At 64.3% G+C, this 12,565-nt stretch carries 10 protein-coding genes; 8 read left to right on the forward strand and 2 right to left on the reverse strand.

Annotation, left to right across the window (positions count from 1 at the left end; genetic code table 11):
- Positions 1-117 precede the first annotated feature (117 nt).
- The 5 genes from M1D51_RS04290 to M1D51_RS04310 are packed head-to-tail and all read left to right on the forward strand — an operon-like array spanning position 118 to position 5,449.
- On the forward strand, positions 118-465 hold the full coding sequence (locus M1D51_RS04290) for a hypothetical protein (RefSeq protein ID WP_458108665.1): 348 nt from the start codon (positions 118-120) through the stop codon (positions 463-465).
- Complete coding sequence (locus M1D51_RS04295) at positions 465-2,048, forward strand: ATP-binding protein (RefSeq protein WP_458108666.1); 1,584 nt, start codon at positions 465-467, stop codon at positions 2,046-2,048. Before M1D51_RS04290 ends, M1D51_RS04295 begins: the two co-directional genes overlap by 1 nt.
- The gene (locus M1D51_RS04300) at positions 2,045-2,704 is read left to right on the forward strand and encodes a response regulator transcription factor (RefSeq protein ID WP_172323930.1); all 660 of its coding nucleotides are present in this window, start codon (positions 2,045-2,047) and stop codon (positions 2,702-2,704) included. The genes M1D51_RS04295 and M1D51_RS04300 overlap by 4 nt, the downstream gene beginning before the upstream one ends.
- Positions 2,701-4,221, forward strand: coding sequence for an SLC13 family permease (locus tag M1D51_RS04305; protein ID WP_458108667.1), 1,521 nt, complete (start codon positions 2,701-2,703; stop codon positions 4,219-4,221). The genes M1D51_RS04300 and M1D51_RS04305 overlap by 4 nt, the downstream gene beginning before the upstream one ends.
- Before the next feature lie 28 nt (positions 4,222-4,249).
- The gene (locus M1D51_RS04310) at positions 4,250-5,449 is read left to right on the forward strand and encodes a glycerate kinase family protein (RefSeq protein ID WP_458108668.1); all 1,200 of its coding nucleotides are present in this window, start codon (positions 4,250-4,252) and stop codon (positions 5,447-5,449) included.
- 4 nt (positions 5,450-5,453) lie between these two features.
- Here the strand turns inward: M1D51_RS04310 and M1D51_RS04315 are convergent, their stop codons facing one another.
- Positions 5,454-6,242 carry a DeoR/GlpR family DNA-binding transcription regulator gene (locus M1D51_RS04315; RefSeq protein ID WP_458108669.1) on the reverse strand — a complete coding sequence of 263 codons (789 nt, stop codon included), beginning with the start codon at positions 6,240-6,242 and terminating at the stop codon, positions 5,454-5,456.
- A gap of 178 nt (positions 6,243-6,420) precedes the next feature.
- Positions 6,421-8,466 carry an acetate--CoA ligase gene (gene acs, locus M1D51_RS04320; RefSeq protein WP_458109542.1) on the reverse strand — a complete coding sequence of 682 codons (2,046 nt, stop codon included), beginning with the start codon at positions 8,464-8,466 and terminating at the stop codon, positions 6,421-6,423.
- A gap of 470 nt (positions 8,467-8,936) precedes the next feature.
- Between acs and M1D51_RS04325 the strand changes: the two genes are divergently transcribed.
- From M1D51_RS04325 to M1D51_RS04335, 3 genes are read left to right on the forward strand one after another with little or no spacing between them, the layout of a single operon-like run.
- A complete protein-coding gene (locus tag M1D51_RS04325) occupies positions 8,937-10,388 on the forward strand; it encodes a hypothetical protein (RefSeq protein WP_458108670.1) in 1,452 nt (483 codons plus the stop codon).
- Between the two features lie 11 nt (positions 10,389-10,399).
- A complete protein-coding gene (gene nth, locus M1D51_RS04330) occupies positions 10,400-11,194 on the forward strand; it encodes an endonuclease III (protein WP_458108671.1) in 795 nt (264 codons plus the stop codon).
- A complete protein-coding gene (locus M1D51_RS04335) occupies positions 11,191-11,868 on the forward strand; it encodes an NUDIX hydrolase (protein WP_458108672.1) in 678 nt (225 codons plus the stop codon). Before nth ends, M1D51_RS04335 begins: the two co-directional genes overlap by 4 nt.
- Positions 11,869-12,565: the final 697 nt, after the last annotated feature.

Here is a 12,565-nt window from a genome sequence, read left to right on the forward strand (position 1 = left end):
ACGCGCCTCCACCCGGGGTATGAGACTCAAGTGCTACCTACATGGGTGGGGCCCCGGATGAAGACTTCTTCATTCCCGTTTCATCAACCCCTCATAGTGGCCTGCAACGATGAACGCATGCAAACAATGCGACGAGTCCTCCTGCTGGGGGCGCTGCTGGTCATTCCGGTGCTTCTTGCAGTTGCCGGGACCTTGCTGGCGGCTCCTTCGGGACCGCCGGCGGTGGATGCGAATCCGATCGAGTTGGGACCCGGGCCGGACGGCAAGCCGGCCCCCGGCCTGGAACCAACGCAGACCCCGTCACCGTCCCCGACACCGACGCCCCCGGCACCAACGCCTCCGCCGGTGGCCCCGCCGCCCGCGCCTGCGCCCCCTGCACCATCGCCTGAGCCGGTTGTCCCTGTTCCGGTGGTGCCGCCGGTAGTGATTGATGATGACGACGATGCTGGAGAGGTGGAGGACTGATGACCATGACGGACACCACCACAGCCACCGCAACCTTGCCTGCAGCGCCGGAACGGCATCCACGCAACGGCAGCCCGCGGGCCCGGTCCGGCTCCAAGGTTCCTGCCCGTTGGAGGATCGCGGGCTGGATCCTGCTCACCACGGCACTGACGTTGCTGGCGGTCATGTTGACCATGCGTTCCCTGCTGCTGAACGGTGCGCAAACGCAGGCTCATCAGGATATTGCCCAAGAGCTCCAGGAGTTCCGTGCTTTCGCCGCGGAGGGTGTTGATCCCACCACGGCCAAGCCGTTCACGTCCATTGAGAAGATGCTGGAGATTTTCCTGAGCCGCCAGTCCGCAGCCCAAGGCGAGGTGATTGTGGGGACCGTAGGCCAACGCATCCTTTACACCCCCACGGGAGCGCTCAGCTCGCAGGCCAACGGCCACGACCTTCCGCGGGACCAGGCATTGATGGACTCGATCCGCACCGGCGACGCTTCGTCGGGAATCGCGCATACCAGTGAGGGCGAGATGCACTGGGTCCGCCTGCCGGTGGTTTCCGGCCAGGAGACAGGCCACCTGATCGTGGGCATTTACATGGCCCCGCGTGAAGCGCAGGTAGCAGGAACGGTGCTCACCATCTTCTTCGTGTCCCTGGGCGGGCTGGCAGTGACAGCTGGCATCGCCTGGCTGGTGGCAGGTCAGATCCTGTCGCCGGTACGCGAGGTCCGCCGCGTCGCCGAGGATATTTCCGAGAGCGACCTGACCGCCCGCGTGCCGGTTCGGGGCAGCGATGACATTTCGGCGCTCGCGGTCACGTTCAACACCATGCTGGACCGCATTGAATCGGCATACCGGACTCAGCGGGCCTTCGTGGATGACGCGTCGCACGAGCTGCGCACGCCCATCACCGTGATCCGCGGGCACCTTGAACTCATGGAAGACGACGAGGCGGACAGGGCACGCACCCTTGCCTTGGTGGATGATGAGCTCGCCAGGATGGGCAGGATCGTCTCGGATCTGCTGCTGCTGGCCAAAGTGGACCGTCCAGGTTTCGCGCAGCCCCGTCGCACGGACGCCGCAACGCTCCTGCTGGATATTGAGGCGAAGGCGCAAGTACTGGGACCGCGGGGTTGGCCCATCCTGGAGATCGCCGAGGGAAGCATCAGCGTGGACACCCAGCGGATGACGCAGGCCGTGCTGCAGTTGGCCACGAACGCCTGCCAGTACTCGCCGGAGGACAGCACCGTCAGCCTCGGGTCACGTTTTGAAGGGGAAGGCGGCGCCCGCCGGTTCACCATCTGGGTCTCGGACCAGGGACGCGGTGTGGAGGAAGAAGAAGCGGCGCGCATCTTTGGCCGCTTCCACCGTGGCCAAGCGGCTCAGGACACCGAGCGCGCCAGGCCGGGCGCTGGACTGGGGCTGGCCATTGTCCGCAGCATCGCCGAGGCGCACCAGGGTTCTGCCTGGGTTCGGAGCACGCACGGCAACGGCGCAACGTTCGGCATTACCGTGCCATCACCGATTTACGACGACGGCGATCCCGGCTCGGGCGGCGACGTCACCGAACGCCTGGATGAAGTGAAGGAGCACCACAAGTGAGCAGGATCCTGATCGCAGAGGATGACCGTCGGATCGCCGACTTCATCGAAAAAGGCCTGAGGGCCGCCGGCTATACGTGCTTGGTGGTGGACGACGGTGCCAGCGCCTTGTTGCTGGCACGTTCGGGCGAGTTCGGCATGATCATCCTGGACATCGGACTGCCTATGCTCAGCGGCTTCGAAGTCCTGGAACGCCTGCGCAGCGAAGGCTCCAAGACCCCGGTGATCGTGTTGACGGCCAGCGACTCCGTGGCTGACACCGTGTATGGGCTGGAAAGCGGAGCCAACGATTACATGACAAAGCCGTTCCAGTTCGCGGAGTTGCTGGCCCGGATCCGGTTGCGGCTCAACGATGACGCTGACAGCTCGCCGGTGCTGAACCTCACCCACGGCGACATGGTCCTGGACCTTCGGAGCCGGAGGGTCCGGGTGGGGGACTCCGGAGCTGATCTTACGGCCCGCGAGTTCTCGCTCCTGGAGGTCTTCCTGCGCCACCCCGGCCAGGTGCTCACCCGGGAACAGTTGATCTCCCACGCCTGGAACATGGATTTCGATCCTGCGTCGAACGTGGTGGATGTCTATGTCCGCGCGCTCCGGGCAAAGATCGGGGCGGAACGGCTGGAGACCGTCCGTGGCGCGGGGTACCGGTTGACATGAGAGAGGTCTATTACAGCTCAGCGCCCACCCCGGTGACGCAGCCGGCGGAGGGTGATGGCGGCAGGAAAATCCTTGGAGTCCTCCGTCCCGCAGCAGCGATCGCCATGGTGGCGGCACTGGCCCTGATGACGGCGTTTGCCGTGAACTCGGTGAACGGGTGGGGCCTGGACGGTCACGCAGCGGTGACCCTTTGCATCTTTGTTGCAGCCATCTGGTTCTGGATCTTCTCCCCGGTGGAGGACACCTATGTAGCCTTGGGTGCCGCCGTCGCACTGGTGATCAGCGGGACCCTTCCCACGCAGAGTCTCTTTGCCGCCTTGGGTGAGGACACCATCTGGTTGCTGATGGCGGCATTCGTCATTGCCAGTGCGGTGGCTTCCACTGGCCTGGCGGCGAGGGGTGCAGCCTTCATCATTTCCGGTGCGCGTTCTGTCCGGCAATTGGCGCACTTGTCCTGCCTTGGCTTGGTAGTGACGGCTTTCGCCATCCCTGCGACGTCCGGCAGGGCAGCGCTGGTCCTGCCCATTTTCCTGACGTTGCGGAAAGTCCTTCAGGACCGTCCTGCCGTGGTGAAGATGTTGGCGGTGCTGTTTCCTACGGTGATTCTGCTGTCCGCGGTCAGCTCCTTCCTCGGTGCCGGAGCTCACCTGATTACCAGCCAGATCCTGCAATCCGCGGGGTTTCCGGGCTTCGACTTTGCCTCCTGGCTGTTGCTGGGCCTGCCGTTGGGTCTGGCCACCTCCTTCATGGCCACAGAACTGGTGGTCAGGCTGTTCACGGCAGCCCCGGACAGGACCAAACCCCTCGGGATCAACATGGCCGAGCTGCAGAAGGACAGCCCCCAACGGATCTCGGGACCACTGGACCTGGACGAGCAACGGTCGCTGTTGCTGCTCGGCGCGGTGGTGACACTGTGGTGCACCGAACCGATCCACGGGCTCGATCCCGCCCTGGTGGCCCTCATGGGAGCCCTGGTGGTTTCACTGCCGTCCTACGGATCCGTCACGCTGGGCTCCGCGCTGAAGAAGGTGCCCTGGTCCATGCTGATCTTCATGGCTGCCACCCTGGCGCTGGGATCGAGCCTGGTGACGACGGGAGCGGCTGCATGGCTGGCACATTCCCTGTTGGGACCTGTGGCTGTGTTCGGCGTGGCGAAGCCTTACATCTTTGTGGTGGTTGTTGTGGTGGTGTCCACTGCCGCGCACCTGGTCATCCAGTCACGATCAGCCCGTTCTGCAGTCCTCATCCCCATCGTGGTGGCTTCGGCAGCGCCCATGGGAGTGGAACCCATGGCAGCAGCTTTTGCCTCCACCGCCGCAGCAGGCTTCTGCCATACGCTCACCAGTTCCGCTAAACCGGTGGCCATCTTTGCCGAAACAGACGGCAAGGCCAACTACCAGCCGGCGGATCTCCTCCGGCTCTCTGCCTGGCTGGCACCCCTGAGCGTCGTCGTCGTTCTGCTGTTCGCTTTCACGGTGTGGCCCCTGTTGGGCCTGCCGCTCATCACCTCGCCATAACCCACAAGAAAAAGGTGTCCTCATGGTCATGTCCATTCCGCAACGCATTCTGGTTGCGCCCTCCGGTTTCAAGGAAAGCCTCGACGCCGTTGAAGTCGCCGCCGCGATTTCTGCCGGAATCCGCCGGGTCATTCCGGGCGTCAGCATCAACTCCGTCCCCATGGCCGACGGCGGCGAAGGCACGGCGGCAGCGCTTGCCAGCGCCACCGGCGGCAAGATCATCCGCACCCGGGTCACCGGTCCGGTAGGCCTGCCGGTTGATTCCCACTTTGCGGTCCTCGGCACGGTGGACCGGCCAACAGCGGTGGTGGAGATGGCTGCCGCGGCCGGCCTGCGCCTGGTCCCGGGCACCATGCGCAACCCCGGGCTGACCACTACCCGAGGGGTGGGGGAGTTGATCCTGGCGGCCTTGGACCAAGGCGTGGAACGCATCGTGGTGGGCTGCGGGGATTCAGGAACGTCCGACGGCGGTGCGGGCGCCTTGCGCGCCTTGGGCGTCAGGATCCTGGACGCGAACGGCAAAGACCTGCCGGAGGGCGGTGCTGCCTTGGCAGATGCCGGGAGTGTGGACTTCTCGGGGCTGGATCCCCGGCTGGCCGCGTGCCAACTGGAGTTGGCGCTGAACCCGTTCAATGTCCTCTGTGGTCCGCAAGGCGTGGCCCGGGTGTTCGGCCCGCAGAAGGGTGCCACGCCGGATCAGGTGGAACAACTGTCCCAAGGCCTGGATCATTGGGCTGCCCTGTTGGCCGAAGCCACCGGCACCCCGGAGGAATTCCTCAGGACCGGCCCGGGAACAGGAGCCTCGGGCGGGCTTGGCGCCGGACTCGCTGCGGTAGGTGGCCGGTTGGTTCCACGATTCGAACTCTTGCTGGATTCAGGGCTGGCCGGGATAGACCTCGACGCCCACATTGCCAACGCCGACCTGGTGGTCACGGCTGAGGGCGCTATCGATTTCCAAACGCCGCGGGGCAAGGTCCCGGCGGAAGTTGCGCGGCGCGCACAACGGGCAGGAGTCCCCGTGCTGGCTTTCGCAGGTTCCATTGGCAAGGACGCAGCGGACGTCCACGCCGCCGGCATCGACGCCATTGCCGGGATCATCCCGATTCCCATGGACCTGGACAGGGCCGTTGCCGAAGGAGCCACCTTGTTGCAGGAAGCTACGGAGCGCACCTTCCGGGTACTGCTGTTGGGTTCGGCTATCTCGTCCCGCGTGGGTGCGGCCGCCTAGCCTTTTAGGCGCCTGCGATCCTCAGCTTGGCCACATTCTCGGCCAGGACACGGCGGGCATCTTCGCCGAGCATCGAATCGGTGATCAGTTCGTCGGCCTCCTCCAACTGGGCGATCGACGCGATGCCCACCACGCCCCATTTGCTGTGATCAGCCAGCACCACGGTGCTTCGCGCTGACGTCATGAACGCGCGGTCGGTTTCGGCTTCCAGCAGGTTGGGCGTAGTGAAACCGGCCTGTGCATCCATGCCGTGCACCCCCAGGAACAGGACATCGAGGTGGAGTTGCTTGAGGGAAGAAGTGGCAATCGGCCCCACCAAAGCATCGGACGGTGTGCGCTCGCCGCCAATCAGGATCACGGTAGATCCGAACCGGGCGGGTCCCGATGACGATCCGTGATGGAAGAGGTCAGCGATCCGCACGGAGTTGGTGACCACAGTGATGCGGGGGCCGTGAACCAGTTCCTGGGCCAGGGCCCAGGTGGTGGTTCCAGCGCTGAGACCGATCGCCATGCCTTCCTGGACCATCGAGGCGGCCTCGACGGCGATGGCGTGCTTCTCCGCGGTGAGCTGCGTGGACTTGAGCTCAAAGCCAGGTTCGTGGGTGCTCGCATCGCCGGGAAGCTTGGCTCCGCCGTGGATGCGCTCTACCCGGCCCGCTTCCTCAAGGGCTTCGATGTCCCGCCGGACGGTCATGGGGGAGACCCCCAGCAATTGTGCGAGGTCCGAGACCCGGACGACGCGCTCGCGCTGGACGGCGTCGATGATGGCGGTGTGGCGTGCTGCCTGAAGCATCGGGGCCTTTCTGGGGAACCTCGTCAAACATGGGGCTGAGTCTGGCTCCAGTCTAGGGCGGGGGCCCTCCGCCCGGCGGCTCATTGGATCGCGGCGTCGTCACCCGGCCGTCATACCACTGCTTAAAGCACGACGGCGCCGCCCACCCCGGGAGGTGAGCGGCGCCGTCGTGCGTTATCTACTTGCGGAGCGAATCAGCAATCTGCTGCATGATGCCGGGGTCTGCCAGGGTGGTGGCGTCACCGGTATCGCGACCTTCCGCGATGTCCTTCAGGAGGCGCCGGACGATCTTGCCGGATCGTGTCTTGGGCAGTTCCGGAACGATCAGCAGCTGCTTGGGCTTGGCAATCGGGCCGATTTCCTTGCCCACATGGTTGCGCAGTTCCAGGACGGTTTCGTCGCCGTTGTTCACGGCGTCACCGCGAAGGATGACGAACGCGACGACGGCCTGGCCGGTGGTGTCGTCCGCCGCGCCCACAACGGCTGCTTCGGCAACGGAGGGGTGAGAGACCAGTGCCGATTCGATTTCCGTGGTGGAGAGGCGGTGGCCGGAGACGTTCATGACATCGTCCACGCGGCCCAGGAGCCAGACGTCGCCGTCCTCGTCCTTCTTCGCACCGTCGCCGGCGAAGTACATGGCCTCGAACCGGGACCAGTACGTGTCCTTGAAACGGTCGGGGTCGCCCCAGATGCCGCGCAGCATGGACGGCCACGGTTCGCGGACCACCAGGTAGCCGCCTTCACCGTTGGCCACGGGCTGGCCGGCTTCGTCCACGACGTCCACGGCGATTCCGGGCAGCGGAACCTGCGCCGAGCCGGGCTTGGTGGCCGTGACGCCGGGCAGCGGCGCGATCATCTGGGCGCCGGTTTCGGTCTGCCACCAGGTGTCCACGATCGGCGCGGGGTTTTCCTTCTTCTCACCGTTCTTGCCGGCGTTGGCACCAATGACGTCGCGGTACCACATCCATGCTTCCGGGTTGATGGATTCGCCCACCGAACCCAGGACGCGGATGGAGGAGAGATCGTACTTGTCCGGGATGTCCCGGCCCCACTTCATGAACGTCCGGATCGCCGTGGGTGCGGTGTACAGGATGGAAACCTTGTACTTCTCCACGATTTCCCACCAGCGGCCCTGATGCGGGGAGTCCGGGGTGCCTTCATACATGACCTGCGTAGCGCCGTTGATGAGCGGGGCGTAGGTGACGTACGAGTGGCCGGTGACCCATCCGACGTCGGCCGTGCACCAGTACACGTCCGTTTCGGGGTGGAGGTCAAACACGGCTTTGTGCGTGTAGGCGCCCTGGGTGAGGTAGCCGCCGGTGGTGTGCAGGATGCCCTTGGGCTTACCGGTGGTGCCCGAGGTGTAGAGGATGAACAGCGGGTGCTCGGAGTCATGGCCGACGGCGGTGTGTTCGGTTGATGCCTTATCCACGGTGTCGGACCACCAGAGGTCGCGGCCTTCAACCCAGTTGACGTCCTCGCCGTTGCGCTTGACCACCACGACGTTCTGGACAGTATGACCCTCTTTGGAGAGGGCTTCGTCCACTGCCGGCTTCAGGGCGCTCGGCTTGCCGCGGCGGTAGGTGCCATCGGCGGTGACCACCAGCTTGGCTTCGGCATCCTCGATCCGGGAACGCAGGGCATCGGCGGAGAAGCCACCGAACACTACCGAGTGCACGGCACCGATTCTGGCGCAGGCAAGGAGCGTGATGACGGCCTCGGGGATCATGGGCAGGTAGACGGCCACGCGGTCGCCCTTGGCCACGCCGAGGGACTCGAAAGCGTTCGCTGCCTTCTTGACCTCTTCGGTCAGTTCAGCGTACGTGTAGGTGCGGGTGTCCCCGGGTTCGCCTTCGAAGTAGATGGCAACGCGGTCGCCCAAGCCATTTTCAACATGGCGGTCCAGCGCGTTGTACGCAGCGTTGACCTCGCCGCCGACGAACCATTTGGCGAACGGCGGGTTGGACCAATCGAGGGCCTCGGTGAAGTCCTTGTCCCACGTCAACAGCTCGCGGGCCTGCTTGGCCCAAAAAGCAGGACGATCAGCTTCAGCCGCTGCGTAGGCGTCAGCACTTGTCACGGCGTTCGCGGCGAACTCTGCCGATGGCGCGAATTTACGGTTCTCGTGGAGAAGGTTTTCAAGCGCCTCCACGTGTGCGGCCGGACCGTTCTGAGCAGTTGAAGCTGCAGCGGTGGCCGTGGATCCGGTGGTGTCCTGGGACATGGTGAACCTCATCATTCATCGATCTTTGCTGCGCGGATCCTGCCATGAGGTACCCGCCCGGGCCGTCGTCGGCGTCGAGCGCGTCCCTCAAAGGTCCGCAGAGTGCTGTCCGCCATCAACACTATCGCTTTGGAAGGTCCTACGTGTGCGTGGTCACAAACGCGCCAGCGAGCGGCGCTGATTTAGCGACGAATGGCATCACCGGCGTCCGGGAACCGTTTACATGACGCACGACGGCGGCGCCCTCCCGCCGTAGTATGCGCTGCCGAAGCCGGTCACTATCTGTAAGGGACCTTGGAGTTTGCTGTGGGCGAAGCCGGATGGCCGTTTTCAGCTAGAACCCTGTCAGTGGGGTGGCATAGGCTGAAGAAGTCTTGGGACTCACCTTGAGCGTGACCGGTTTTCCGCGGAATCCTGCGGGGGTCACCTGTCCGGACTGCCCAAGACGCCGCCGTACGAAGGAGAAATAGATGAACCAGCTGAGCCCAGGCCCGCACGACTCACCACGAACGGGACCGGAGACCACGGCTGGAACGGCCACCGCACCACGTGGCAACGCCGCTGGAACTTCTGACGCTGCCGGGAAAGATACCAGCAAGTACGACGCCGTCGCGGGGCCCTTCACCATCCGGGACCTCACTGTATTCGGCTCCACGCTGTTGATGTTTGTTGCGTCCTTGCTGCCGATGTTCGGGGAGCGCTACAACCTATGGAACCTCGGCAACCTTTTCTTCCTCCTGCTGGGCATCATCCTGCCTTTGGTGGTGGTGGCCCTCTTCGTAGCCCGCAGATTGCAGCCTGGAACCATCGTCCGGGTTGGTTCGCTGTCCGTTGACCAGTTCGCGTCCGTCACGGCGTCCTTCGCGTTTCCACTCTTCTTCCTGACCATCGCCAACTCGTTCAATGGCGGCGTGCTGCTGGGTTTGATCGGTTCAGTGGGCCTCCTGGCTGCAACCGTCCTGGCCCCGCATCTCCCGTGGTTGTCCGCTGACTTCAAGGGCCGCGCCGAAACACCGGCCCACGTGATTGCCCGCGAAGCCGCAGTACCAAGCCGCAAGCCTGCTGCTCCCAAAACACCGAAGGAACCCACAGCTTCCAAGCCGACCGCAGGAACGGCCACGGCTGCTCCGGGGCACGGGTTCCAAGGATCGACGTCCGGATACCAGGCTCCGGGCGCTGCCGTTCCCGGGGCGGCGGCTGCTGCGGCCTCTACCGGAGCGACCGGCGCGGCTACTTCAGGGGCCGGCGCTTCCGCTGGTGCTTCCGCCGCTGGTGCTGGTGCTGGTGCCAGTCCGTTCGCTCCGCCAGCCAGCCACGGAGCTGCAGCGCCGGCCGCAACGGAGGCTCCCGCCGTCGTGCATTCAGCAGACGTGACCTCAACGGGCAGCACTCCGGCCGCCAGCGCTCCGGCAGGCCAGACATCAGCCGGGGCAAGCGCTGGTACTTCAGCGCCCACTCCGGCGCAGGAGGTTGCAAAGGGTGCTGAGGCAGGGACGGAAGCCGGTAAGACCCCGGCGGCCGCTGAGCCCGCTGCTTCTGAGCCTGCCACGACCCAGCACGCAACACAGCCTGCAGCCCAGCAGCCTGCAGCCCAGCAGCCGGCCGCCCAGCAGCCATGGGCCGCCACGATGGCCACCCCCATTGTCTCCGGCGACACCCGGCGAGTGAGTGAGTCGATTGGTGCAACCGTGGACCCGGCCAGCCGTCCGGAGGACTCCGATTCCCCGCAGTACGAGGCTTTCTGGTTCGCGGTGGCCCAGCCCAGGACTGCGTACGACGAACACACTGGCGCTCCGGCCTTCACCATCGAGCCCGGCGGGTGGGTGCTGGCACTGGAGGACCGCGGCCATGAGTTCCTGGTGCAGGACACCGACGGCAAGGTTGGGGTTCTCCGGGAGCTCAGCAACATCGAACGCGGCTAGGCAGGGACGTCGTGGCCATCGCTGAAGCTGGTTCGCTGCTCGCGCTCAAGCGCCGGGCACGCAAGATCAACAGGGTTCTCGCTGAAAAGTACCCCTACGCCCATGCGGAGTTGGATTTCAGGAACCCCTTTGAGCTGGTGGTGGCCACGGTCCTCTCCGCCCAAACCACTGACGTGGCGGTCAACCAGGTCACTAAAGTCCTGTTTGCGCGCTATCCGGATGCCCGTGCCATGGCTGAAGCGGATCCCTTGGAGCTTGAGACCATCCTTCAGCCCACGGGCTTCTTCCGGGCAAAAGCGCGGAACGTACTGGCGCTTAGCACCCGGCTTGTGGATGAGTACGACGGCGTGGTCCCGGGACGCCTCGAAGATTTGGTGACGCTCCCGGGTGTTGGGCGAAAGACCGCGAACGTGGTTTTGGGCAATGCGTTCGGGATTCCCGGGATCACGGTGGATACTCACTTCGGCAGGCTGGCCCGCCGCTTTGGATGGACGGCGTCGGACGATCCCGTGAAGACCGAGTTCGACGTCGCTGAATTGTTCGAACCCCGCGACTGGACCATGCTCTCCCACCGGGTGGTGTTTCACGGACGCAGGGTTTGCCATTCCAGGAAGCCGGCCTGTGGTGCCTGCCCAGTCGCGAGTCTCTGCCCGAGCTACGGCGAGGGCGAAACGGATCCCGTCAAGGCAGCCAAGCTGCTGAAGTACGAGCTCGCGCCAGGCAACGAAGCTTTGCTGGAGAAGCTGCTGGCCGAGACACACAGGGCCGCGGAGATCCGCATGGAATCACAAAGGAGGCCCGGGTGACCGCGCTTGAGGAACTGTCCGCGCTGGTCACCCGCTTTGAAGAAGGTCAGCAACAGCATTCGGCTCTCTGGGAGAAGTTGCCCGTCATACCGGAGACCAACCGGCCGGCCGCTGTCCTGATGCTGTTCGGCGTGCTGGATGACGTACCGGCTGAGTCCGGGCGGCCCATAGCTCCTGCAGACCTTGACGTCCTGCTGTTGGAGCGCGCACACACCCTCGACGACCACCCCGGCCAGGTAGCTTTCCCTGGTGGAATGGTGGACCCGGAGGATGAATCGGTAGTGGCCGCCGCATTGCGCGAAGCCGTAGAGGAAACCGGACTGGACGCCAGCGGCGTTCGCGTCCTCGGCGTCATCCCCGAGCTCGGATTGATCCGCAGCAACTTCCGGGTGACACCTGTGCTGGGCTGGTGGGATGCGCCATCGCCCGTCCGCGTGGTGGACTACGCCGAATCCGCGCAGGTCTTCAGGGTGCCGGTGCGCGATCTCCTGGATCCTGCCAACCGCGTCACCGCCACCATCACCCGCTTCGGCCGCACGTATACCAGTCCCGGGTTCACGGTCAATGGCGTGCTGGTGTGGGGCTTCACGGGGATGGTCCTCAGCGGGCTCTTTGATGAACTGGGCTGGACCGTTCCCTGGGACACGGACAAACTGCGGGACATCGACCTCTAGCAGCAGGTGTCCGCTGTGGTTCCGATCCGTTATCGGACTCTCAGAACCAATTCAGGACATCTTTCATGAGCCACATGACCAAGCCGAAGAGCAGGAAGATCGGCATTAGGTACAACACCCAGACGCCGTGAATTTTCCGCTTTGTCATGCGAGGCTCCTTCCGTTGACTGCGAGTTTACCCAGAGCCGCAGCCCGAACCTGCCTAGTATCGAGACAAGTTCTGCATATTGCGCAACGGGGCGAGGTGCAGCAGCCAACTTTTGGATATCCCTGTCGCACAGCTCTTGGATCGAAAATCTCTCGGCTGCCGATTGAGCGCCCGTAAGCCGATCCTCTTCCGGACAGTAGCGTCGAAGCAACTGCGTCGAAGCAACTATGGAGGTGCCAGCGCGAGTGGAAGAGTCCGCTAGGCCACAAACGCAGGTGGTTGGTTTGTATGTATAAGGTCGACGTCTTGGATTTCTGGTCTCCAAAGGAGTGCATGCCTTTGTCCATCGGCGATTATGCTCAACTCCACGATGTCCCCTTTGCGTACGGGTCCAACGGGGCTAAAGAATCGGTAGAAAATACCAAAGGTGCTGGGTTCTCCTGAGACGCTGTCTGCCTTTAGCCAGAGAATAACGCCAGCTTGGCCACCGGACTTACTTACAACCGTGGCTCTAATTTTCCGCCATTGAACACCTGAGGCGACGAGACG

Source organism: Arthrobacter sp. R3-55 (genome assembly GCF_054161505.1).